22 protein-coding genes are annotated in these 22524 nt (G+C 70.6%); 5 read left to right on the top strand and 17 right to left on the bottom strand.

The genetic code is table 11. From position 1 onward, the window contains the following. Positions 1-107 precede the first annotated feature (107 nt). The 3 genes from ACAG26_RS23145 to gatC all read right to left on the bottom strand — a co-directional run bounded on the left by ACAG26_RS23145 (position 108) and on the right by gatC (position 3015). On the bottom strand, positions 108-1139 hold the full coding sequence (locus tag ACAG26_RS23145; RefSeq protein ID WP_370485412.1) for an ATP-dependent 6-phosphofructokinase: 1032 nt from the start codon (positions 1137-1139) through the stop codon (positions 108-110). A gap of 89 nt (positions 1140-1228) precedes the next feature. Continuing rightward, positions 1229-2719: an Asp-tRNA(Asn)/Glu-tRNA(Gln) amidotransferase subunit GatA gene (gatA, locus tag ACAG26_RS23140; RefSeq protein WP_370485411.1), complete on the bottom strand. Its 1491-nt coding sequence runs from the start codon at positions 2717-2719 to the stop codon at positions 1229-1231. Beyond that, a complete protein-coding gene (gene gatC, locus ACAG26_RS23135; protein WP_370485410.1) occupies positions 2716-3015 on the bottom strand; it encodes an Asp-tRNA(Asn)/Glu-tRNA(Gln) amidotransferase subunit GatC in 300 nt (99 codons plus the stop codon). The genes gatA and gatC overlap by 4 nt, the downstream gene beginning before the upstream one ends. A gap of 76 nt (positions 3016-3091) precedes the next feature. On the opposite strand from gatC, the gene ACAG26_RS23130 reads away from it, so the two are divergent. Beyond that, positions 3092-3760, top strand: a complete 669-nt coding sequence (locus ACAG26_RS23130) for an amino acid-binding protein (RefSeq protein ID WP_370485409.1) — start codon at positions 3092-3094, stop codon at positions 3758-3760. 4 nt (positions 3761-3764) lie between these two features. On the opposite strand, the gene ACAG26_RS23125 is transcribed toward ACAG26_RS23130, so the two are convergent. From ACAG26_RS23125 to ACAG26_RS23100, 6 genes are all read right to left on the bottom strand, one after another. After that, positions 3765-4928, bottom strand: coding sequence for a hypothetical protein (locus ACAG26_RS23125; protein ID WP_370485408.1), 1164 nt, complete (start codon positions 4926-4928; stop codon positions 3765-3767). A 137-nt stretch (positions 4929-5065) separates the two neighbouring features. After that, complete coding sequence (ligA, locus tag ACAG26_RS23120) at positions 5066-7123, bottom strand: NAD-dependent DNA ligase LigA (RefSeq protein WP_370485407.1); 2058 nt, start codon at positions 7121-7123, stop codon at positions 5066-5068. Positions 7124-7305: 182 nt separating this feature from the next. Next, complete coding sequence (locus tag ACAG26_RS23115) at positions 7306-8118, bottom strand: hypothetical protein (RefSeq protein WP_370485406.1); 813 nt, start codon at positions 8116-8118, stop codon at positions 7306-7308. 97 nt (positions 8119-8215) lie between these two features. Beyond that, on the bottom strand, positions 8216-9229 hold the full coding sequence (locus ACAG26_RS23110; protein ID WP_370485405.1) for a methionine synthase: 1014 nt from the start codon (positions 9227-9229) through the stop codon (positions 8216-8218). Between the two features lie 115 nt (positions 9230-9344). Beyond that, complete coding sequence (locus ACAG26_RS23105; RefSeq protein WP_370485404.1) at positions 9345-9809, bottom strand: VOC family protein; 465 nt, start codon at positions 9807-9809, stop codon at positions 9345-9347. Continuing rightward, positions 9806-10378 carry a TetR/AcrR family transcriptional regulator gene (locus ACAG26_RS23100; RefSeq protein ID WP_370485403.1) on the bottom strand — a complete coding sequence of 191 codons (573 nt, stop codon included), beginning with the start codon at positions 10376-10378 and terminating at the stop codon, positions 9806-9808. Before ACAG26_RS23100 ends, ACAG26_RS23105 begins: the two co-directional genes overlap by 4 nt. Positions 10379-10466: 88 nt before the next feature. On the opposite strand from ACAG26_RS23100, the gene ACAG26_RS23095 reads away from it, so the two are divergent. Next, complete coding sequence (locus tag ACAG26_RS23095; RefSeq protein WP_370485402.1) at positions 10467-11387, top strand: aldo/keto reductase; 921 nt, start codon at positions 10467-10469, stop codon at positions 11385-11387. Positions 11388-11451: 64 nt separating this feature from the next. Here the strand turns inward: ACAG26_RS23095 and mnmA are convergent, their stop codons facing one another. From mnmA to ACAG26_RS23055, 8 genes are all read right to left on the bottom strand, one after another. Further along, a complete protein-coding gene (mnmA, locus tag ACAG26_RS23090; RefSeq protein WP_370485401.1) occupies positions 11452-12525 on the bottom strand; it encodes a tRNA 2-thiouridine(34) synthase MnmA in 1074 nt (357 codons plus the stop codon). Then, entirely contained in the window at positions 12522-13700 is a 1179-nt protein-coding gene (locus ACAG26_RS23085; protein WP_370485400.1) for a cysteine desulfurase family protein, read from the bottom strand. The genes mnmA and ACAG26_RS23085 overlap by 4 nt, the downstream gene beginning before the upstream one ends. 53 nt (positions 13701-13753) lie before the next feature. After that, positions 13754-14314 (bottom strand): sugar O-acetyltransferase, encoded by a 561-nt coding sequence (locus ACAG26_RS23080; RefSeq protein ID WP_370485399.1) that lies wholly within the window; start codon positions 14312-14314, stop codon positions 13754-13756. Further along, positions 14265-15116, bottom strand: a complete 852-nt coding sequence (locus ACAG26_RS23075; protein WP_370485398.1) for a lysophospholipid acyltransferase family protein — start codon at positions 15114-15116, stop codon at positions 14265-14267. Before ACAG26_RS23075 ends, ACAG26_RS23080 begins: the two co-directional genes overlap by 50 nt. Beyond that, positions 15113-15934 carry a GNAT family N-acetyltransferase gene (locus tag ACAG26_RS23070; protein ID WP_370485397.1) on the bottom strand — a complete coding sequence of 274 codons (822 nt, stop codon included), beginning with the start codon at positions 15932-15934 and terminating at the stop codon, positions 15113-15115. Before ACAG26_RS23070 ends, ACAG26_RS23075 begins: the two co-directional genes overlap by 4 nt. Before the next feature lie 167 nt (positions 15935-16101). After that, positions 16102-16845, bottom strand: coding sequence for an SDR family oxidoreductase (locus tag ACAG26_RS23065; RefSeq protein WP_370485396.1), 744 nt, complete (start codon positions 16843-16845; stop codon positions 16102-16104). A 129-nt stretch (positions 16846-16974) separates the two neighbouring features. Next, positions 16975-17931: an electron transfer flavoprotein subunit alpha/FixB family protein gene (locus ACAG26_RS23060; RefSeq protein ID WP_370485395.1), complete on the bottom strand. Its 957-nt coding sequence runs from the start codon at positions 17929-17931 to the stop codon at positions 16975-16977. A 19-nt stretch (positions 17932-17950) separates the two neighbouring features. Beyond that, entirely contained in the window at positions 17951-18742 is a 792-nt protein-coding gene (locus ACAG26_RS23055; RefSeq protein WP_071023244.1) for an electron transfer flavoprotein subunit beta/FixA family protein, read from the bottom strand. A 210-nt stretch (positions 18743-18952) separates the two neighbouring features. Here ACAG26_RS23055 and ACAG26_RS23050 point away from each other — a divergent pair, with 210 nt between their 5' ends. From ACAG26_RS23050 to ACAG26_RS23040, 3 genes are read left to right on the top strand one after another with little or no spacing between them, the layout of a single operon-like run. After that, positions 18953-19750 carry a class I SAM-dependent methyltransferase gene (locus tag ACAG26_RS23050; RefSeq protein ID WP_370485394.1) on the top strand — a complete coding sequence of 266 codons (798 nt, stop codon included), beginning with the start codon at positions 18953-18955 and terminating at the stop codon, positions 19748-19750. Beyond that, positions 19747-21279, top strand: coding sequence for a 1,4-alpha-glucan branching protein domain-containing protein (locus tag ACAG26_RS23045; protein ID WP_370485393.1), 1533 nt, complete (start codon positions 19747-19749; stop codon positions 21277-21279). The genes ACAG26_RS23050 and ACAG26_RS23045 overlap by 4 nt, the downstream gene beginning before the upstream one ends. Then, positions 21276-22520 (top strand): glycosyltransferase family 4 protein, encoded by a 1245-nt coding sequence (locus ACAG26_RS23040; RefSeq protein WP_370485392.1) that lies wholly within the window; start codon positions 21276-21278, stop codon positions 22518-22520. Before ACAG26_RS23045 ends, ACAG26_RS23040 begins: the two co-directional genes overlap by 4 nt. Positions 22521-22524 lie beyond the last annotated feature (4 nt).

The following is a 22524-nucleotide window of genomic DNA, read 5'->3' as shown; positions in this document are numbered from 1 at the left end:
TTTGACCGTAACACCGGCGCTCAGGCCCGCAAGCCGGTCAATGTTCTTGATTGCGTGAAACATTCGTGACACGCAGGTGAACACGAACCGGCGTCCGAGTGACGGGTCTACCCGAAGAATGCGGCGGCGTCGTCGTAGCGACTCTGCGGCACCAGCTTGAGCTGGCGCACCGCGTCGGCCAGCGGGACCCGGTCGATTTCCTGCCCGCGCAGCGACACCATCATCCCGTACTCACCGGCATGGGCGGCGTCGGCGGCGTTGACCCCGAACCGGGTGGCCAGCACCCGGTCGTAGGCGGTCGGGGTGCCGCCGCGCTGCACGTGACCCAGCACCGTGACCCGCACGTCCTTTTTCACCCGCTTCTCGATTTCCACCGCCAGCTGGGCGGCCACCCCGGTGAACCGTTCATGGCCGAATTCGTCGATGCCGCCCTCCCGCAGCGCCATGGATCCCGGCGCCGGTTTGGCGCCTTCGGCGACCACACAGATGAAATGCGAGGAGCCGTGCTGGAACCGCTTCTTGACCAGCCGGCACACCTCTTCGACGTCGAACGGCTGCTCGGGGATCAGCGTCGCGTGCGCGCCGGAGGCCAGCCCGGCGTTCAGTGCGATCCAGCCTGCGTGCCGGCCCATCACCTCGACCAGCATCACCCGCTGATGGGATTCGGCGGTGGAATGCAGCCGGTCGATGGCCTCAGTGGCCACCGTCAGCGCGGTGTCGTGGCCGAAAGTGACGTCGGTGCAGTCGATGTCGTTGTCGATCGTCTTGGGCACGCCGACAACCGGCACATTCTCCTCGGACAGCCAGTGCGCCGCGGTCAACGTGCCCTCGCCGCCGATCGGGATCAGCACGTCGATGCCGTTGTCGTCCAGCGTCTGCTTGACCTGCTCCAGGCCGGCGCGCAGTTTGTCCGGATGCACCCGAGCGGTGCCCAGCATGGTGCCGCCCTTGGCCAGCAGCCGGTCGTTGCGGTCGTCGTTATACAGCTGGATGCGCCGGTTTTCCAGCAGGCCGCGCCAGCCGTCCTGGAACCCGACCACCGTGGAGCCGTACCGGGCGTCGCAGGTGCGCACCACCGCTCGAATGACCGCGTTAAGCCCAGGGCAGTCGCCGCCGCCGGTAAGCACTCCGATCCGCATAGCCCTATCTTGCCGGGTTGCTGGCGTCGAGATCGACGTTAGCGAGCGGTCCACTCGGACTTTTTCGCGCTAACGTCGATCTCGGCGCGCTACAGGGTAGGGGCGACCGGCAGCGCGCCGCGGGCGGCTTCGTAGGCCGCACCCACCCGGTAGAGCCGGTCGTCGGCCAGCGCCGGCGCCATGATCTGCAACCCCACCGGCAACCCGTCGTCCGGTGACAGCCCGGACGGCACCGACATCCCGCAGTGCCCGGCCAGGTTCAGCGGCAGCGTGCACAGGTCGAACAGGTACATCGCCAGCGGATCGTCGACCTTCTCCCCCAGCCGGAACGCGGTGGTCGGGGTGGCCGGCGACACCAGCACGTCGACGGACTTGTACGCCTCGTCCAGGTCGCGGGCGATCAGGGTGCGCACCTTCTGCGCCTGGTTGTAGTAGGCGTCGTAGTAGCCGGCCGACAGCGCGTAGGTGCCGATCATGATGCGCCGCTTGACTTCCGGGCCGAACCCGGCGGCCCGGGTCGCCGCCATCACTTCCTCGGCGCTGTGGCTGCCGTCGTCGCCGACCCGCAGCCCGAACCGCATCGCGTCGAAGCGGGCCAGGTTGGACGACACCTCCGAGGGCAGGATCAGGTAGTAGGCGCTCAACGCGTGCTCGAAGTTGGGGCAGTCCACCTCGGTGACCTCGGCGCCCAGCGCGGTCAACTGCTGCACGGCGTCGTTGAACGACGCCAGCACCCCGGCCTGATAGCCCTCGCCGCTGTGCAGTTGGCGCACCACCCCGATGCGCAGCCCGCGCAGGTCCCCGGCCGCCCCGGCCTTCGCGGCCGCCACCACATCGGGCACCGCCGCGGTCACCGAGGTGGAGTCCCGCGCGTCGTGCCCGGCGATCACCGCATGCAGCAGCGCGGTGTCCAGCACGCTGCGCGCGCACGGGCCGCCCTGGTCCAGCGACGACGCGCACGCCACCAGCCCGTAGCGGCTCACCGTGCCATAGGTGGGTTTGACCCCGACGGTGGAGGTCAGCGCGGCGGGTTGACGGATCGAGCCGCCGGTGTCGGTGCCGATGGCCAGCGGTGCCTGAAACGCCGCCAGCGCGGCGGCGCTGCCGCCGCCGGAGCCGCCGGGCACCCGCTCGACATCCCACGGGTTGCGGGTCGGCCCGTAGGCGGAGTTCTCCGTCGACGAGCCCATCGCGAACTCGTCCATGTTGGTTTTGCCCAGGATCGGGATGCCGGCCGCGCGCAACCGCACCGTCACGGTGGCGTCGTACGGCGCGTGCCAGCCCTCCAGGATCTTCGACCCGCAGGTGGTGGGCATGTCGGTGGTGGTGAACACGTCCTTGAGCGCCAGCGGCACCCCGGCCAGCGGGGACGGCAGCGTCTCCCCGGCGGCCAGCGCCGCATCGACGGCGGCCGCCGCGGCCAGCGCCTCATCGGCGGCGACGTGCAAAAACGCCCCGTAGCGCGCGTCGGTGGCAGCGATCTGGTCCAGGTGAGCCTGGGTGACCTCGACCGAGGACAGCTCCTTGGCGGCGATCGCGGCAGCCAGCGTGGCGGCGTCGGACCGGATCACCTCGCTCACTGCTCTTCCCCCAAGATCTGCGGGACGGCGAACCGGCCGTCGACGGCTTTGGGCGCCGCGGCCAGCGCCTCCTCCTGGGTCAGGCACGGCCCGACCTCGTCGGCGCGGGTGACGTTGACGTCCTTAAGCGGATTGTCGGTGGGTTCGACCCCGGTGACGTCGACGGCCTGGATCGCGCTGACGTGGGTCAAGATGGCGTCGAGCTGGCTCGCGTAACTGTCCAGTTCGGCGTCGGTCAACGCCAGCCGGGCCAGCCGGGCCAGATGGGCCACCTCGTCTCGAGAGATCTGGGACACGAGCGAAAAGCCTAGACGGTGTGCCCGGCCCGGCGCCGAAGTGCTGGCCCCGACCCGCTATGCGACAGTGTTGCCTGTGCCTTCATATCTGTTGCGGGTCCAACTCGAAGACCGCCCGGGCGCCCTGGGATCGCTGGCGGTAGCGCTCGGTTCGGTGGGCGCGGACATCCTGTCGCTGGATGTCATCGACCGTGGGCCGGGCTACGCGGTCGACGATCTGGTGGTCGAGCTGCCAGCCGGGGCGATGCCGGACACGCTGATCACGGCCGCCGAGGCACTCCAGGGGATCTGGGTGGACAGCGTGCGCCCGCACACCGGACTGTTGGAGGCGCACCGGGAACTGGAACTTGTCGACCACATCGCCGCCGCCGGCGACCGGGCGGCCCGCCTGCAGGTGCTCGCCGACGAGGCGCCGCGGGTGCTGCGGGTGGGCTGGTGCACGGTGGTGGGCAGCCCGGCCGGGTCGGCCGCCGGGTTCGAGCGCATCGTCGGCAGCCCCGGTGCGCCGGAAACCGAGCCGGACACCGCGCCCTGGCTGCCGCTGGACCGCGCCGAAGCACTGAACGGCACCGCCGACTGGGTGCCGTCGGTGTGGCGGGAGATGGACACCGCGCTGGCCGCCGCCCCGCTGGGCGATCCGCACACCGCGGTGCTGCTGGGCCGCCCGGGCGGACCGGGGTTTCGGCCGTCGGAGGTCGCGCGGCTGGGCTATCTGGCCGGCATTGTGGCGACCCTGCTGGGTTGAGCGATCAGCTCAGGTCCACCGTCGGCGGGTCCTTGGACAGATCGGCCTTGCCGTACACCGATTCGGTGTCGGTGCCGGTCCAGGTATCCCCCGAGCGGGTGCGCGCGGTCAGCGGGAACACGATCTGCCCCGTGATGCTCGCCTCGAGGTCATAGCCGCGCAGCTCGAGCTTGAGCTTGCTGGTATCCGGGGTGCCCCAGGCGGCGGTGCCGTCCACCAAATCGTATTGGTAGACACTTTGCGGGCAACCCCGCGGCGACAGCTGGTTCGTGCTGGTGCACTGCTGCAACTTCGTCGAAATCGCCTGCGACACCGCCTTGTTCCCCTTGTCGCTGAGGGAGAATTCGACGTCGCTGAGGTACGCGTCGCCCAGGTACAGGTCATTGAGCAGTATCGGCTTCTTCGGCTCGGCCGTCAGGTTGGGGTTGTCGCTGCCCATGTCGACCCAGCCGGGAAACACGTAGACCGGGGAGTCACCGACGGGTTTCCCGAAGATGGTCAACGTCTTCATCGCAGCGTTGTTGATGCTCGCGTTTTTCGTATCCAGCTTGACCGCGGCGTGCTCGAGCTTCCACTTTTTGGCGGACTTTTTGACCGAGATGGTTTCGTCGGAGGTCTGATCCCCGAACTTCGCCGACACGTGCACGCGACCAAGGCCGAAGCTGCCGTTGTCGTCCAGAATTTTGATATCGGTGATCGGCCACTTGTCGATCTGCTTTTGCAGGATCTCGTCGGTCAACAACTCCTTCGACGCGGGTTGATCGCTGCTGTAGCTCAGCGCCTTGTCCGCGTCACCCTTCGCCAGTGCTTCCAGGTAAGCCTTGACCACGCCACCGGCGGTGTCTTGTTCGCCGCCGCCGCTGAACGCCACGACCGCGACCACCACAATGATCACCAACAAGACCGCGCCGCCCACCGAGCCCCAGATGATCAGCGGCTTACGGTTGCGCGGCGGCTGCGGGGGGACGCCCAGCTCACCGAATTGCGGGCCGCCCGTCGGCGACCACACCGGCTGCTGGTAGGCGGGCTCATACCCGCCCCCGTACGGGTATCCGGCCGCCGGCTGCCCCGGCTGAGCTTGCCCGCCCGACCAGGGCGCGTTGGGCGAGGCCCAACCCTCGGCGGGGTTGGGATTGCCCCCGAATTGCGAACCCGGGCCTTCGGTCACAGCAACCTCCTGTAGCAGCACCCGTCGGGAGGACCGCTACCGGAAAATCGGAGCACATCCGCGCGCGCTGTGGTCGACAAACACGAGAATTGTAAGCATGAGCTGAGGCCGCGGTTGACGCGAATATCGCCCGCCGGTTAGGCGGGGTCTTGCGGCGGTCCCTCGGCCAGCAACTTGCGGAAACCGTCCTCGTCCAAAATGGGCACCCCGAGCTCGACGGCCTTGTCGTATTTGGAGCCGGGCGCATCCCCGGCGACCACGTAGGCGGTCTTTTTCGACACCGAACCGGCGGCCTTGCCGCCGCGGGTCACGATCGCCTCCTTGGCGTCGTCGCGGGAAAACCCGGTCAGCGAGCCGGTGACCACGATGGACAGCCCCTCGAGGGTGCGTTCGACGCGGCTGTCGCGTTCGTCGGCCATCCGCACCCCGGCGGCCCGCCACTTGTCGACGATGGCGCGGTGCCAGTCGACAGTGAACCATTCGGTGACCGCGGCGGCGATGGTGGGCCCCACCCCCTCGACGGCGGCCAGTTGTTCGGTGGAGGCCGCGGTGATGGTGTCCAGGCTGCCGAACTCGGCGGCCAGCGCGCGGGCCGCGGTCGGGCCGACGTGGCGGATGGACAGCGCCACCAGCACCCGCCACAGCGGCTGGCCCTTGGCTTTGTCGAGGTTGGCCAGCAGCCGTTTGCCGTTGGCCGACACCACCCCTTTGTTGGTGGTGAACAGGTCGGTGCGCAGCAGGTCGTCCTCGGTGAGGGTGAACAGGTCGCCCTCGTCGGTGATCACCCCGGCGGCCAGCAGCGCGGTGGCCGCCTCATACCCCAGCGCCTCGATGTCGAAGGCGCCGCGGCCGGCGACGTGAAACACCCGCTCCCGCAACTGTGCGGGGCACGACCGGGAGTTGGGGCAGCGGATGTCGACGTCGCCTTCCTTGGCCGGGGCCAGGGCGGTGCCGCATTCCGGACAGTGGGTGGGCATGACGAATTCGCGCTCGGAGCCGTCGCGCAGGTCGACGACGGGCCCCAGCACCTCCGGAATCACGTCGCCGGCCTTACGGATCACCACGGTGTCACCGATCAGCACGCCCTTGCGTTTGACCTCCGCGGCGTTGTGCAAGGTGGCCAGGCCCACGGTCGACCCGGCCACCTTCACCGGGGTCATGTAGGCGAACGGGGTGACCCGGCCGGTGCGCCCGACGTTGACCCGGATGTCGAGCAGCTTGGTGGTGGCCTCCTCGGGCGGGTACTTGTAGGCCACCGCCCAGCGCGGCGCCCGCGAGGTGGAGCCCAGCCGACGCTGCAGCGCGATCTCGTCGACTTTGACTACCACACCGTCGATCTCGTGGATCACGTCGTGGCGGTGCTCGGCCCAGTAGTCGATGCGCTGCTGGACGGCGGCCATGCTGTCGACCTGGGTGGTGTGCTCGGAGACCGGCAAACCCCACGCCTTGAGCGCCAGATACGCGTCGTGCAACGTGGTCGGGCGGAACCCTTCGGTGTGCCCGACGCCGTGGCAGATCATCCGCAGCCGCCGCCGCGCGGTCACCGCGGGGTTCTTTTGCCGCAGCGACCCGGCGGCGCTGTTGCGGGGGTTGGCGAACGGCGGTTTGCCGTCTTCGACCAGGCTGGCGTTGAGCGCCTCGAAGTCGGCGAGCCGGAAGAACACCTCACCGCGCACCTCCAGCACGGCCGGAATCGGGTAGTCGTCGCTGGCGGCCAGCCGCTCCGGGATGTCGTCGATGGTGCGGGCGTTGAGGGTGACGTCCTCACCGGTGCGGCCGTCGCCGCGGGTGGCGGCCCGGGTGAGCCGGCCGTCGCGGTACACCAGCGACAGCGCCACGCCGTCGATCTTGAGCTCGCACAGGTAGTGCGCGTCGGCGCCGACCTCGTCGGCGATCCGCGCCGCCCAGGCGGTGAGTTCCTCGGCGCTGAACACATTGTCCAGGCTCAGCATCCGTTCCAGATGCGCGGCCTCGGCGAAATCGGTGGCGAACCCGGCGCCGCCGACCAGCTGGGTCGGCGAATCGGGGGTGCGCAGTTCGGGGTGCTCATCCTCGAGGGTCTGCAGCCGACGCAGCAGCTCGTCGAATTCGCCGTCGGAGATGATCGGCGCATCGCGCACGTAGTAGCGGAACTGGTGCTCGCGCACCTCGTCGGCCAGTTCCTGCCACTGCCGTCGGATCTCCGGTGAGCTCACCTTTGCAGGTTATCGGAGGGCCGCGACGCCGCGGCCCGGTCACTCTTCGACGAAGGCCCGCAGCCGCTCGATCGCGGCGTCCCACCGGCTTGGCGGTTGCCGCGTTGAGATTGCGGCCAGGGTCGTGGTCGGCGCCTCGGGCACAGCCGTGGGCGCAACCTCAACGCCGGCACCCGAGCACCTCAGCTCGTCGGCAGGTCCACGATCTGGGTCGGATTGGGCAGGTTCAACGGCGAGTTGTAGTCGTGCAGCTCAATTGTGGTGGGCGACGCGGAATCACCCAGCGCGAGCGCGATGCTGTGGACGTAACCGTCGGCGCCGACGCCGTAATCGATCGTTTTCGGTAGCGGGATCTTGTCCGGCGGTATTCCGCCCGGGATCTTCTCCGAGCCCAGCGCCGAGCGGAACTTCGCGGGATCCAGGTCTGCGCGGTACTCGGTGACCTCGGTGCCGCGGACCGTCTGGGTGCCCTGGTCGGAGACCGTGGTGAGGGCTTGGGCTGCGGGCGCGAAGTACATCGTGACGATCATGGTGCCGCCCTGGCCACCGCCCGGGGCGCGAAACCAGGTGTCGGGGGTCACCGACGGATCGGATTCGCCGAACGCCTGGTTGTAGATGCCGCCGCACACCAGGTATTCCGATCCACGCATCAGCGATTCCTGCTTGGTCGGGCCCAGGGGTCCGCCGCTGATCTCCATCACCTGGTCGACGATGTTGTCCTTGACCGAGACCTCCATGTGGCTGGAGGTTGTCATGGGACTCCCCGCCCCCACGTCCATGCTCGGCATCGACTGCTCGGCCTGGTAGGTGTCCAGGCCGTCCATCTTCGTCAGCGCCGCCAACAGGGTTTCCTTGGGATCCCCGCTCGCCGCCGAATGCGCCCCGGCCGCCCCGGACTGCGCGCTCGACGCCCCGTGCCCCGCCGAACCGCAGCCCACCACCAGGAGCCCAACACATCCCACAATCCAAGCGACCCGCCGGCCTCGCGTCCTCATGGACTCAATCTAACGGTTGGGAAATCGATGAACCTGCGGCAACTTCCGATCGCGGCGTCCACCCGCCAGGGGTCGACACGCTTGAGGAATCACTCAACTAGATGCCGTCGGGGTCGGCGGCCAGTGCCTGCGCGGCCTTGCGCACCAATTCGATTGCGTCACGCGCCCATTGTGGCGTGGCCGCGGCCAGTCCACAGGCCGGGGAGATGCCGATCCGGTCGGCCAGCACCGCGCGGGCGAACCCGATCCGGTCGGTCACCGCGGCCACCGACTGGGCGACCTGTTCGACCGACGGGGTGCGCGCCGGGGCGGTGGTGGCCAGCACGCCCAGCAGGACGGTGCGTCCGGAGTCGACGAACTCGGCGATACCGTCGAGATCGGCGGCCCGCACCGCCGTCGCATCCACCGCCACGGCACCAACGGCACTCTGCTGCAATAGTTTCCACGGCAGCTCCGGGGCGCAGCTGTGCACCAGCACCTCGGCGCCGGCGGCACGCACACATTCGTCGAGCAGCCCGACGGCCACCGCCGCCTCAACCGGCGGCACCGGGGTCAGGGCGGTCACCCCGGCCAGCCGACCGGCCACCGCCGCGGGCAGCGACGGCTCGTCGAATTGCACCACCACCGGGGTGTCGAGCCGGCGCGACAGCGTCGCGCGGTGCGCGGCGACCCCCTCGGCCAGCGATGCCGCCAGGTCGCGCAGCGCACCGGGGTCGGTGACCGCGCGGTGCCCGTTGGACAACTCCACCTCGGCGGCCAACGTCAGCGGGCCGGGGGCTTGCACCTTGACCGGGCGCCCGCTGCCGCGCAGGCCCGCGGTCTCCCAGGCTTCCTCCAGCGCGTCGAGGTCCTCGTCGAGCAGGTTTTTTGCGCGCCGGGTCACCTTGCCGGGCCGCGCCGTGATGCGGTAGCCGCGGGGCACGGTGTCGAGGGCCACATCGATCAGCAGCGCCGCGGCGCGCCCGATGATGTCGGCGCCCACCCCGCGGGCGGGTAGCTCGACGAGGTGGGCCAGCGTGCCGGCCAGCTCACCGACGACGATCTCGGCGGCCGACCGGGGCGAGGTGCCGGGCCAGGAGCCGATACCGGTCGCGGTTGCGAAAACACTCACCGAGCAACCGTATTGGACCCGCACCCGGCCGCGGCGGGTGGCCTCGGCGCCGAGCGTGCACCCAGGGCGGATTTCCGGCTCGATTTTCGCCGCCAGTGCACGTTCGGCGAGCCGGTCAGCGGGGCCGGGTCCAGTGCGTGCCCGAGTCGTCGCTGGCCGCCGGTTCGTTGACACCGAACACGAACGGCGCGAACACCACCTCCCGACCGTCGGGGTCGGCATAGGTTTCCGCGCCGGACGCCGCCCAGTACGGGTGGGACACCACCGGTGTCACACCCGCCGCCCGCAGTCGCGCCGTCGCCGCATCGCGCGCCGCCGCGTCGGGAAAGTACAGGCACAGCTGGTCGTGCCCGTCGGCCGCGACCGGCTCGGTCGCTGCCACGATTTCGAAGGTCAGGGTCGAGTCGGGCAGGCCGAAGATCGCTCCGGTGCTCCCGTAGCTGCCCTCGAACGTCGCATAGAGCGGCAGCCCAACCAGCTCTCGGTAAAACCGAACCGCCGCAGTGAAGTTGGCCGAACGGCGGGCGAAGCGGATTGCCCCGATCGTGCGCAACTCGTCGGGCCAGTCATTGTCCGTCACCTTGCCTCCTGTCCATCCCGGGCACGCAACCCATCGACGAGCAGATCCAACATCCGGTTCGCCTGCTCGCGCTGATCGGGTGCGCCCGCAGCCAGCACGACACCGACCAGGCTGGCGGTGACGTCGTCGGCCGCCACATCGGCGCGCAGGCTGCCGGCTGCGGCCCCAGCATCGAGCAGGGTCTGGATCGCCGCGTTCAGACGTTCGCGGGTCTGCACGGCGGCGATTGCCCCCGCGGCAATCACCGCGCGCAGCGCCTCGGCCATCCCGCGTTTGGTGGCCACGAATTCCACGTAGCGCCCCATCCAGGTGCGCAGCGCCCGGTCGGGCGCCAGCTCGGCGACCAGGTCGTCGGCGCCGTCGCACAACCGGGCCAGCTCGCGGCGGTACACCGCCTCGACCAGCGCCTCGCGGGACGGAAAGTGCCGGTAGAGCGTGCCGATACCGACGCCGGCGGCGCGCGCGATGGCTTCCAGGGCCACATTGTCTTGGCCGCTGGAGAACGCCGTGACGGCGGCCGCGATGAGCCGTTCGCGGTTGCGCCGCGCATCGGCACGTTCCCGAACCATATCCGGAGGGCCCTCCGATTCTGCTACGGTGATGGATGCGGAGGATCCTCCGCATCACCGATGATCATGCTACGACGGGAGCGCACCAGTGACGGACTTCAGGACCGGTCAGCTGGCCGGCCGCACCGTGGCCCGCATCGGCTACGGCGCCATGCAGCTGGAACACACCGACCGCGCGTCGGCGCTGGCCGTGCTGCGCCGCGCGATCGAGCTGGGCATCAACCACATCGACACCGCGGAGTTCTACGGCGACGGCGTGGTCAACGAGCTGATCCGCGCCGCGCTGCACCCCTACCCCGAGCAGCTGGTGCTGGTCAGCAAGGTCGGCGCCGTGCACGACGGGCGCACCGGGCTGATGCTCGCCCAGCGGCCCGAGCAGTTGCGGGCCCAGGTGGAGGCCAACCTGCGCCGCCTGAACATCGACCGGCTGCCGGTGGTGAACCTGCGCCGCGCCGACGCCGGCCCCGGCCTGGTGGCCACCGAGGAGCAGCGCGTCGATCTCGCGGCGCAGCTCGCCGAGCTGGTTGCGCTGCGCGACGAGGGCAAGATCGCCGCGATCGGCCTGAGCCATGTCAGCCTGGACCAGCTGAATCAGGCGCTGCCCGCCGGCATCGTGTGCGTGCAGAACTACTACAACGTGCTGCAGCGCTCCGATGAACCGCTGCTGCAGGTGTGCCGCGAACATGAGCTGGCGTGGGTGCCGTTCTTTCCGCTGGGGTCCGCCTTTGTCGGAACCGGGGCGGTCCCCGACCGCCAAGCGGCCGAGGCCTTCGCCAGCATCAGGAAGGTCACCGACCATCCCGCCGTGATCGCGGCCGCCGCCGCCCGGCACGCCACGCCCGCCCAGGTCGGGCTGGCGTGGCTGTTGGCGCACGACCCGCGGGTGCTGCTGATCCCGGGCACCGCCAACGCCGCGCACTTGGCCGAGAACGTCGCCGCCGCCGAGCTGCGCCTGGACGCCGACACGCTCGCCGCGCTGGATGGGCTGGCCGATGTGCACCGAACGTGAAACCAGGGCGGAGTTTCGGGCGGATTTCCGCCACCAGCGCGCACTCGGCGCGAACGCGGGGTGGTCAGGCCGTCTCGGCGATGGTGGCGCTGGCGATCACCTCGTCGCCGTCGGCGTCCGGGCGGTAGCACACCAGCGTCTGGCCGCGGGCCACCCCGCGCAGCGGATCGGTCAACCGCACCGAAAGCCGCCCGCCGGCCACTTCGGCGACCGCGGCCACCGTATCGCCGTGGGCGCGCACCTGCACCACGCACGGCACCGGTCCGGTCGGCGCGGTGCCCGAGGTGAAGACCGGCCGATCCCCGACCAGGCGCCACACCGCCAGGTCGGCGGCGGCGCCGACGGTCACGGTGCCGGTGGCGGCGTCGATGTCGGTGACGTAGCGCGGCCGGCCGTCCGGTCCGGGCCCGGCGATGCCCAGCCCCTTGCGCTGGCCGATGGTGAAGCCGTGCACCCCGTCGTGTTCGGCGAGCACGGTGCCGGCGGCATCGATCACGTTGCCGCGGCGCACCCCGATCTGGGCGCCCAGGAACGCCTGGGTGTCCCCGGACGGGATGAAGCAGATGTCGTGGCTGTCGGGCTTATCGGCAACCGCCAGGCCGCGACGGGCCGCCTCGGCCCGAATGGCCGGCTTGGGGGTGTCGCCGACCGGGAACGCGGCATGGCGCAGCTGCTCGGCGGTCAGCACCGCCAGCACGTAGGACTGGTCCTTGTCGGTGTCGACGGCCCGGCGCAGCCGCCCGTCCGACAGCCGGGCGTAGTGGCCGGTGGCCACCGTGTCGAAGCCCAGCGCCACCGCCCGCGCCGCCAGGGCGGAGAACTTGATCCGCTCGTTGCACCGCACACACGGGTTGGGCGTCTCCCCGCGGGCATAGGACTCGACGAAGTCGTCGATCACGTCCTCTTTGAACTTGTCGGCGAAATCCCAGACGTAGAAGGGGATTCCCAGCACGTCGGCGACCCGGCGGGCGTCGCCGGCGTCCTCCTTGGAGCAGCAGCCCCGCGATCCGGTGCGCAGCGTCCCGGGCGCGCTGGACAACGCCAGATGCACACCGACCACGTCGTGACCGGCGTCGACCATCCGCGCGGCGGCCACCGAGGAGTCCACGCCGCCGCTCATCGCGGCCAGCACCCTCATCGGGACACCCCCGCGCTGGCCAACGCGGCTTGGCGGGCGCGGGCCACCGCCGCGGGCAGCACCTGCAGCGCCGCGTCGATGTCGGCGTCGACGCTGGTGTGCCCCAACGACAGTCGCAGCGACCCGCGGGCGCTGGCCGGGTCGGCGCCCATCGCGATCAGCACATGCGACGGCTGCGCCACCCCAGCGGTGCAGGCCGATCCGGTCGAGCATTCGATCCCGTTGGCGTCCAACAACATCAACAGCGCATCGCCTTCGCAGCCGGCGAAGGTGAAGTGCGCGTTACCGGGCAGCCGCGGCTCGCGGGCACCGTTGAGCACGGTGTCGTCGATCTGGGTCAGCACGGCGTCGATGAGCCGGTCCCGCAGCCCGCGCAGCCGCGCACCGTTGGTCTCCAGCCCGTCGACGGCGACCCGCAGCGCCGCGGCCATCCCGACGGCGCCGGCGACATCGGGTGTGCCGGAACGGATGTCGCGTTCCTGACCGCCGCCGTGGGATAACGGAACGCAGCCGACGTCGCGGCGCAACAACAGCGCGCCCACCCCGGGCGGGCCGCCGAACTTGTGTGCGGTCACGCTCAGCGCCGCGCAGCCGCTGGCGGCAAACGACACCGGCAGCTGACCCACCGCCTGCACGGCGTCGGTGTGCATCGGAACGTCGAACTCGGCGGCGATCGCAGCGAGTTCGGGGATCGGCAACACGGTGCCCACCTCGTTGTTGGCCCACATCACCGTCACCAGCGCGACGTCATCGTGGTCCTGCAGCACCGCCCGCAGCGCGGCCGGGGACACCGACCCGTCGGCGGCGGTGGGCAGCCAGGTCACCTCGGCGCCCTCGTGCTCGGCGAGCCAGGTCACCGCGTCGAGCACCGCGTGGTGCTCGACCGCGGTGGTGACGATGCGACGACGGCGCGGGTCGGCGTCGCGACGGGCCCAGTAGATGCCCTTGACGGCCAGATTGTCGCTTTCGGTGCCGCCCGCGGTGAAGATCACCTCCGAGGGACGCGCCCCCAGCAGGGCCGCGATGGTCTCGCGGGATTCCTCCATCCGCCGGCGCGCCGCCCGCCCGGCGGTGTGCAGCGAGGACGCGTTACCGACGGTCGCCAGCGCAGCCGTCATCGCCTCGATGGCTTCGGGGTGCATCGGGGTGGTGGCAGCGTGATCCAGGTAGACCATGACCTGCCTAGGATACCGGCGCAGCTCGCGGGCCCCACCTGGGCCGATGGTCGCTACGGCAGCGCCCGGATCACCCGGCACGGGTTGCCGACGGCCAGCACCGACGCCGGCACATCCCGGGTGACGACACTGCCCGCCCCGATCACCGCGTTGTCACCGATGGTCACGCCGGGGCACACGATCACTCCCCCGCCCAGCCACACGTTGTCCCCGATCACGATCGGCGACGCCGACTCCCACCCATCGCGTCGGGCGTCGTGGTCGTCGACGGGGTGCAGGGCGGTGAGCAGTTGCGCGCGGGGGCCGATCGAGACGTCGTTGCCGATGCGGATCGGCGCGCAGTCCAGCAGGATCGCGTCGTAGTTGACGAAGCTGTGGGCGCCGATGTGGATGTAGGTCCCGTAGTCGCACTGAAAGCGCGGCAGGATCGTCGTCCCGGCCCCCAGCGAGCCCAGCAGGTCACCGAGCAGCTGGTGGCGGCGCTGCTCGTCGTCGACCCCGGTGGTGTTGAACGCCTCCAGGACGCGCTGGCAGGCGGCGCGGCTGGCGACCAGCTCCGGGTCGTCAGGCCGATACCACTCCCCGTGCAGCATCCGCTCGCGCTGAGTGTCCATGCCCTCGATCGTCGCGCACCGCGGTCTGGCAGCGCCCGGCCAGGTCGCGGCGATCGGTGCCCGGCAGCTGCAGCGCCGCGACATGCACCTGCGCCACGGTGCGCCGCGCCACGATCAGCCGGCGCATCGAGGACACCAGGGTGTCGTCGCCGACAAACGCCGGCAGGGTCGACGGGGATCCGTCGCTGCGCCGATAGGTCAGCCGCAGCGGCTGCACCGGCCGACCCGCGTCGATCGCGGCCTGAAACATCGCCGGGTAGAACCGTCCCGCCCCCGGATGCGGCTGACCGCACCAGGTGGTGCCCTCCGGGAAGGCCACCACGGTGCGCCCGGCGCGCAGCCGGGCCGCGACCATGGCGACCACGCCCGGCAACCGCCGCAGGCTGGCCCGCTCGATCGGGATGATCCGCATGATGCGGGCCAGCAGCCCCAGGGCGGGCCAGCTGATCAAATCGGCGCGTGCCACGAACGAGCCGGGCAGCACCGCGCCGATCACGAAGACGTCCAGCCAGGAGACGTGGCCGCTGACCACCAGTACGCCCCGCAGGTTGCGAATCGGCCCGCCCGACACCGCGATTCGCACCCCGAAGCAACGCAGCACCGCCCGGCAGCAGCCGCGCTGCAGCCGGGCGCGGCCCGGCATCGGCACCGCCAGCAGCGGCAACCCCGGCACCAGCAGCACCGCCAGCGCGATGCGGGCCGCCACCACCAGCGGGCTGGATCGGTCGGCGCCAGTGCGCACGCAGCCGGCGGTGGTGCAGACCGCCCGCGGCAGCCAGGGGTGGTCGAGGGCCGGGGTCATATCGCCGGGGCGGCGATATCGGCGGCGGCGGCCACCGACCGCAGCCGCCGCAAGTAGCGGGTGTCGGCGTCGCGTTTGGCCAGCAGCGCCGGGAAGTCGCCCACCCCGAAGGCCGGGTCGTGGGCCGGTTCACCGCAGATGCGGGCGCCCAGCCGCAGGTAGCCGCGCAGCAGCGGCGGCAGCACCGGGCGGGGCGGGGCCGCGATGTCGTCGAGGCTGCGCCCGTCGATGCGCACCGGCCGGTAGGGCGTCAGCCGGTAGGGCGAGGCGTGGCGGCGCTGCACAAAGTCGCGGATCCCGCGCAGCTGGCTGCCCGGCGGGCCGTCGCCGTAAACCGGGACCGACACGCAGCCGGTGACGTAGTCGTAGCCGCACCGGTCCAGGTAGGCCAGGATGCCGGCCCACATCAGCAGCACCACCGCGCCGTTGCGGTGCCCGGTGCGCACCACCGCGCGGCCCATCTCGACCAGCGACGGCCGCAGCGGGTCCAGCGCGGTGACGTCGAATTCGGTTGCGGTGTAAAGGCCTCCGGCGGCGACCGCGCCGGTCGGGGGCAGCATCCGGTAGCAGCCGACCAGCGCCCCGGTGCTGTCGTCACGGACCAGAAGGTGATCGCAATACTCGTCGAACCGGTCGGCGTCGACGCCGTCGGCGGTGTCGGACAGGGCAAAGCCCGGCTCGGTGCTGAACACCTCGTAGCGCAGCCGCTGCGCGGCCTCGATCAACGCGGGGTCGGTGGACAGCAGCAGCGAATAGCGCGGGGTGTCGGTCGAGGAGGGGGTGGGATCGGCGGCGATGAGTACAGAACCAGTGCTCATAGCCAGCACGGTCGCGCAGCCGTTGGGCGCGACGGCAATCACCGCGTGACGGGTGGGTGAATAGTGGCCGAGCAGTCAGGCTGCACCGGGGCGGCCGCGACGGTGCGATCTCATCCGCTCTACCGCCCTAAAGCGGATGACGCCGCACAGTCGGCGCCAAGAAATGCTCACTGCCCGGCCAGCCAGTCGGCCAACCGGATGCTGCCCAGGGTCGCACCCTCACCGGTGACCAGCCCGGTATCGCCGACCTGGGTGCCGAAGTAGACCGCCGACGGGTCGACGACGATCGGCAGGCTCGCACCGCGGTGCGCCAGCGCCAGGGTGGCCAGCTCGACGAAGGTCATCTTCTCCGGGCCGCCGATGTTGACGATGCCGTCGACCGGTGCGGCCTGGGCGGCGCGGGCGACTTCGGCGGCCACCTCGGCGCCGGCGACGGGCTGGATCAGGCCCTCGGGGGCCCGGACTTCGCCGTTGACGGTCAGGGACGCGGTGATGCCGTCGGCGAACTCGTGGAACTGGGTGGCGCGCACGATCGTGTACGGCAGCCCGGATTCGGCGATGATCCGCTCCTGGGCGACCTTGGCGCGCATGTACCCGCTGTCGGGCAGCCCGTCGCAGCCCACGATGGACAACACGACGTAGTGGCCGACATCGGCGGCCGTGGCGGCGGCCACCAGGTTGGTGGCGGACGTGGTGAAGAACTCCCGCACCGGGTCGTCGGCGTAATCCGGGGAGTTGACCACGTCGACCAGCGCGTCGGCACCGGCCAACGCCTCGGCCAGGCCGCTGCCGGTGAGCACGTCCGCACCGGAGTGGCGCGACGCTGCCACCGTCTCGTGTCCGGCGGCGCCCAACAGCGCGACGACCTTGGCGCCGATCTGCCCGCTGGCACCGATCACGGTGATTTTCATGGTGTCCCTTTCCCGTCGCATGTGTGATGCGCTAAGACTGGCACCTCGTCGTCACGCCCGCGAACAGACGGAAAAGCCCCCGACACACTAGGTGTGCGGGGGCTTTTGCGTCTGCTCACGCAGAAGAAGCTAGCCCTTGCGGGCCTTGATCGCCTCGGTCAGCTGCGGGGTGACCTTGAACAGGTCCCCGACCATGCCGTAGTCGGCGATCTCGAAGATCGGCGCCTCTTCGTCCTTGTTGACCGCGACGATCGTCTTGGACGTCTGCATCCCGGCGCGGTGCTGGATCGCCCCGGAGATACCCAACGCGATGTACAGCTGCGGCGACACCGTCTTACCGGTCTGGCCCACCTGGAACTGGCCCGGGTAGTAGCCGGAGTCCACCGCGGCACGCGAGGCGCCGACGGCGGCACCCAGCGAGTCGGCCAGCTCCTCGACCACCGAGAAGTTCTCCGCGCTGCCCACACCGCGACCACCGGCCACCACGATCGGGGCCTCGGTCAGTTCCGGCCGGTCGCCGGCGACGGCGGGCTCCCGCGAGGTGACCTTCGTCGCATTCTCGGCCGGTTCGGGCACCTCGACGGTGACCTGCTCACCGGCCCCATCGGCCGGCTCCGGCTCGATGGATCCGGCCCGCACGGTGATCACCGGGGTGTCGCCGTTGGCCTGCGCGTCCACGGTGAACGCACCACCGAAGATGGAGTGCACCGTCTTGGCGCCCTCCTTGACGTCGACCACGTCAACCAGCAGACCCGACCCGATCCGGGCGGCCAGCCGCCCGGCGACCTCCTTGCCGTCGGCGTTGGCGGCCAGCAGCACCGCGGCCGGGGTGGCCGACTCGGCCAGCGCGGCCAGCACGTCGACCACCGGGGTGATCAGGTAGCTGGTCGCGGTCTCGGACTCGGCGACGTAGATCTTGGCGGCGCCGGCCGCCTTGAGCCCGTCGACCAGGGGCGCGGCCGCGCCCGTGCCGCCCACCACGACGGCGGCCGGCTCGCCCAAAACGCGGGCGGCGGTAATCAATTCGGAGCTGACCTTCTTCAGCGCTCCGTCGGCGTGCTCAACGAGCACCAGTACTTCAGCCATGGGTTATATCGCTCTCGTCTTAAATGATCTTCTGGGCAACCAGGTACTCGGCGATCTTGGTGCCGCCCTCGCCTTCGTCGGTGATCTTCTCACCGGCGGTCTTCGGCGGCTTGGGGGTCGACGCGGTCACCGTCGACCCGGCGTTAGCAACGCCCACCTCGTCGGCCTCGACGCCGATCTCGGCCAGCGTGAGCACGGTGACTTCCTTCTTCTTGGCGGCCATGATGCCTTTGAAGGACGGGAAACGCGGCTCGTTGATCTTCTCGTTGACGCTGACCACCGCCGGCAGCGCCGCCTCCAGGGTGAACACCCCGTCGTCGGTTTCGCGCTCGGCGGTGATCTTGCCGTCTTCCAGGGTCACCTTGCGCACGTGGGTCAGCTGCGGCAGGCCCAGGTATTCGGCGATGATGGCCGGCACCGCTCCGCCCACACCGTCGGTGGACTCGTTACCGGCGATCACCAGCTCGGTGCCCTCGATGGTGCCCAGCGCGCGGGCCAGCGCCCACGCGGTCTGCACCACGTCGGAGCCGTGCAGGCCGTCGTCCTTGAGGTGCACGGCCTTGTCGGCACCCATCGACAGGGCCTTGCGGATCGCCTCGGTGGCGCGCTCCGGGCCGGCGGTCAGCACGGTCACCGACCCCTCGCCACCCTCTTTCTCGCGGATCAGCAGAGCTTCTTCGACGGCACGCTCGTTGATCTCGTCGAGCACCGCGTCGGCGGCCTCGCGGTCAAGGGTGTAATCACCGTCGGTGAGCTTGCGCTCCGACCATGTGTCTGGGACCTGTTTGATCAGGACCACGATGTTCGTCATGAGACTGGCTCGTCCTCCTCGAAGGAAGTCTTGCAACCCCCAGGGTCGCAAAACTTGGGTCACGGTCACGCCCCCGCACAACGATGTTACTCACGGGTAACTTTATGCGGTTCGCTCGTACACCATAGCGGGTCGTACTGCACCGATTGCCTGCCCGTCGGGGTGAACCGTTCGCCAACGGTGCGCTTCACCGATAGCCTGCCTGTTGCAATGAGCACATCCGCTACCGACGGTCCCGATACCGGCACCGCGCCCAACGCCGACACCTTGGCGCTGACCGGCGAACGCACCATCCCCGGCCTGGCCGAGGAGAACTACTGGTTCCGCCGCCACGAGGTGGTCTACCAGCGGCTGGCGCCGCGCTGCGCGGATCGCGAGGTATTGGAGGCCGGCTGCGGGGAGGGTTACGGCGCCGACCTGATCGCCGACGTCGCCCACCGGGTGATCGGCCTGGACTACGACGAGACCACGGTGGCCCATGTGCGGGCCCGCTATCCGCGGGTGCAGGTGATGCACGGCAACCTCGCCGAGCTGCCGCTGCCCGACGGCGCGGTGGACGTCGTCGTCAACTTCCAGGTCATCGAGCACCTGTGGGATCAGGCCCAGTTCATCGCCGAGTGCGCGCGGGTGCTGCGCCCGGGCGGACTGCTGATGGTGTCCACCCCCAACCGGATCACCTTCTCCCCCGGCCGCGACACCCCGATCAACCCGTTCCACACCCGCGAGCTCAACGCCGCCGAGCTGACCGAGCTGCTGGTCGACGGCGGATTCTCGGTGGCCTCGATGCACGGGGTTTTCCATGGGCCCCGGCTGGCCGACCTCGACGCCCGACATGGGGGCTCCATCATCGACGCGCAGATCGCCCGGGCGGTGGCCGACGCCGCCTGGCCGGACCAGCTGCTGGCCGACGTTGCCGGGATCACCACCGCCGACTTCGACCTGCTCGAGGCCGGGCAGCGCAACATCGACGACAGCCTGGATCTGGTGGCGATCGCGGTGCGGCCGTGACGAACTCTGCCGCCGCGCCGGTACCCGGCCTGTTCACCCTGGTGCTGCACACCCACCTGCCGTGGCTGGCCCATCACGGCCGCTGGCCGGTCGGCGAGGAATGGCTGTATCAGTCCTGGTCGGCGTCCTACCTGCCGCTGCTGCGGGTGCTGCGCACCCTGGCCGACGAGGACCGGCACCGGCTGATCACCCTGGGGGTCACCCCGGTGGTCGCCGCCCAACTCGACGACCCGTACTGCCTGGACGGCATGCACCACTGGCTGGCCAACTGGCAGCTGCGCGCGGTGGAGGCCACCACACTGGCAGAACCGTTGCGCAGCTTCGGGATTCATGAATGCGCCGCCGCCGAGCAGGCACTGGACGACTTCGGCACCCGGTGGCGGCACGGCGCCAGCCCGCCGCTGCGCGAACTGGTCGAGGCCGGCACCGTGGAGTTGCTGGGCGGCCCGCTGGCCCACCCGTTTCAGCCGCTGCTGAACCCGCGGCTGCGCGAGTTCTCGCTGCGCGAAGGCCTGGCCGACGCCCGGCACCGGCTGGCGCACACCCCCGCCGGCATCTGGGCGCCCGAATGCGCCTACGCCCCCGGGATGGAACACGACTACGCCGCCGCCGGGGTGTCGCATTTCATGGTCGACGGCCCGTCGCTGCACGGCGACACCGCGCTGGGCCGCCCGGTCGGGGGAAGCGACGTCGTCGCGTTCGGGCGGGATCTGACCGTCAGCTACCGGGTGTGGTCGCCGAAGTCGGGGTATCCCGGCCACGGCTCCTACCGCGACTTTCACACCCACGACCACCGCACCGGACTCAAACCGGCCCGGGTCACCGGCCGCAGCGTGCCGCCGCAGGACAAGGCGCCCTACGACCCGCAGCGCGCCGCGGCCGCCGTGGACGGTCACGTCGCCGACTTCGTCGACGTGGTCCGGCGCCGGCTGCAGTCGGAGTCCGAACGGATCGGGCAGCCCGCGCATGTGATCGCCGCGTTCGACACCGAGCTGTTCGGCCACTGGTGGTATGAGGGCCCGCTGTGGCTGGAGCGGGTGCTGCGGGCGCTGCCGGCCGCCGGGGTGCAGGTGGGCACCCTGTCCGACGCGATCAGTGCCGGCTATGTCGGCGCCCCGGTCCAATTGCCGCCCAGCTCTTGGGGTTCGGGCAAAGACTGGCAGGTGTGGACCGGCGACAAGGTGGCCGATCTGGTGCAGCTCAACGCCGAAGTGGTGGACACCGCGCTGTCCACCGTCGACAAGGCGCTGACCCAGACGTTGGATGGCCCCACCGGCCGGGATCAGGTCGCCGACCAGATCCTGCGCGAGACACTGCTTACGGTGTCCAGCGACTGGCCGTTTATGGTGAGCAAGGACTCTGCCGCCGACTACGCCCGGTATCGGGCGCATCTGCACGCGCATGCCACCCGGGAGATCGCCGGGGCGCTGGCGTCGGGCCGCCGCGACACCGCGCAGCGGCTGGCCGACGGTTGGAACCGCGCCGACGGCCTGTTCGGCGCCCTGGACGCTCGGAGGCTGCCGCGGTGAAGATCCTGATGGTGTCGTGGGAGTACCCGCCGGTGGTGATCGGCGGGCTGGGCCGGCACGTCCATCACCTGTCCACCGCGCTGGCCGCCGCCGGGCACGACGTCGTCGTGCTGTCCCGACGCCCGACCGACACCGACCCCAGCACCCACCCGTCGTCCGACGAGGTCAGCGAGGGCGTGCGGGTGGTCGCCGCCGCGCAGGACCCGCACGAGTTTTCCTTCGGACCGGACATGATGGCGTGGACGCTGGCCATGGGCCACGCCATGGTCCGCGCCGGGCTGTCGCTGAAGACCCACGGCGGCCAGCAGATTTGGCGACCCGACCTGGTGCACGCCCACGACTGGCTGGTGGCGCACCCGGCGATCGCGCTGGCCGAATTCTACGACGTGCCACTGGTTTCCACGATTCACGCCACCGAAGCCGGGCGACATTCCGGCTGGGTCTCCGGGCGGTTGAGCCGGCAGGTGCACGCGGTGGAATCCTGGCTGGTGCGCGAATCCGATTCGCTGATCACCTGTTCGGCGTCGATGCGCGACGAGATCTCCGAGCTGTTCGGCCCCGGCCTGGCCGAAACCACCGTCATCCGCAACGGAATCGATGCAGCCCGGTGGCCGTTCGCGCCGCGGCGGCCCCGCACCGGGCCGCCGGAGCTGGCGTATGTGGGGCGGCTGGAGTACGAGAAGGGCGTCCAGGAGGCGATCGCGGCGCTGCCACGGATCCGGCGGGCCCACCCGGGCACCACGCTGACCATCGCCGGAGACGGCACCCAGCAGGACTGGCTGCTCGAGTGCGCCCGAAAGCACCGGGTGCTCAAGGCGACCCGGTTCGTCGGGCGGCTCGACCACGACGAGCTGCTGGCGTTGCTGCACCGGGCCGATGCCGCGGTGCTGCCCAGCCACTACGAGCCGTTCGGCCTGGCCGCGCTGGAGGCCGCCGCGGCCGGCACCCCGCTGGTGACCTCCAACGTGGGCGGACTGGGCGAGGCCGTCATCAACGGCGAAACCGGCGTGTCCTGCCCACCGCGCGACGGCGCCAAGCTGGCCGCCGCGGTGCGCGCGGTGCTCGACGATCCGGCGGCCGCCCAGCGCCGGGCGCGGGCCGCCCGAAAACGGCTCACCTCCGACTTCGACTGGCACACCGTGGCCGACGAAACCGCGCAGGTGTATCTGGCGGCCAAGCGCGCCGAACGGGAACCGCTGCCGCGCCGGCCGATCGTCGAGCACGCGCTGCCGGATCGGTAGCGGT

Source organism: Mycobacterium sp. pUA109, assembly GCF_041287095.1.
Lineage (GTDB): Bacteria > Actinomycetota > Actinomycetes > Mycobacteriales > Mycobacteriaceae > Mycobacterium.
Note: the sequence above shows the minus strand (reverse complement) of the source record. Positions and strands in the feature narration are given on the sequence as shown.

Bases quoted from the DNA above. Each gene is read 5' to 3' on its own strand.
- ACAG26_RS23085 (WP_370485400.1), bottom strand. From the start codon at position 13,700: ATGGTCTACCTGGATCACGCTGCCACCACCCCGATGCACCCCGAAGCC.
- ACAG26_RS23070 (WP_370485397.1), bottom strand. From the start codon at position 15,934: ATGAGCACTGGTTCTGTACTCATCGCCGCCGATCCCACCCCCTCCTCG.
- ACAG26_RS23055 (WP_071023244.1), bottom strand. From the start codon at position 18,742: ATGACGAACATCGTGGTCCTGATCAAACAGGTCCCAGACACATGGTCG.
- ACAG26_RS23080 (WP_370485399.1), bottom strand. From the start codon at position 14,314: ATGGACACTCAGCGCGAGCGGATGCTGCACGGGGAGTGGTATCGGCCT.
- ACAG26_RS23100 (WP_370485403.1), bottom strand. From the start codon at position 10,378: ATGGTTCGGGAACGTGCCGATGCGCGGCGCAACCGCGAACGGCTCATC.
- mnmA (WP_370485401.1), bottom strand. From the start codon at position 12,525: ATGAGGGTGCTGGCCGCGATGAGCGGCGGCGTGGACTCCTCGGTGGCC.
- ACAG26_RS23115 (WP_370485406.1), bottom strand. From the start codon at position 8,118: ATGAGGACGCGAGGCCGGCGGGTCGCTTGGATTGTGGGATGTGTTGGG.
- ACAG26_RS23145 (WP_370485412.1), bottom strand. From the start codon at position 1,139: ATGCGGATCGGAGTGCTTACCGGCGGCGGCGACTGCCCTGGGCTTAAC.
- ACAG26_RS23065 (WP_370485396.1), bottom strand. From the start codon at position 16,845: ATGAAAATCACCGTGATCGGTGCCAGCGGGCAGATCGGCGCCAAGGTC.
- ACAG26_RS23075 (WP_370485398.1), bottom strand. From the start codon at position 15,116: ATGACCCCGGCCCTCGACCACCCCTGGCTGCCGCGGGCGGTCTGCACC.
- ACAG26_RS23060 (WP_370485395.1), bottom strand. From the start codon at position 17,931: ATGGCTGAAGTACTGGTGCTCGTTGAGCACGCCGACGGAGCGCTGAAG.
- ACAG26_RS23050 (WP_370485394.1), top strand. From the start codon at position 18,953: ATGAGCACATCCGCTACCGACGGTCCCGATACCGGCACCGCGCCCAAC.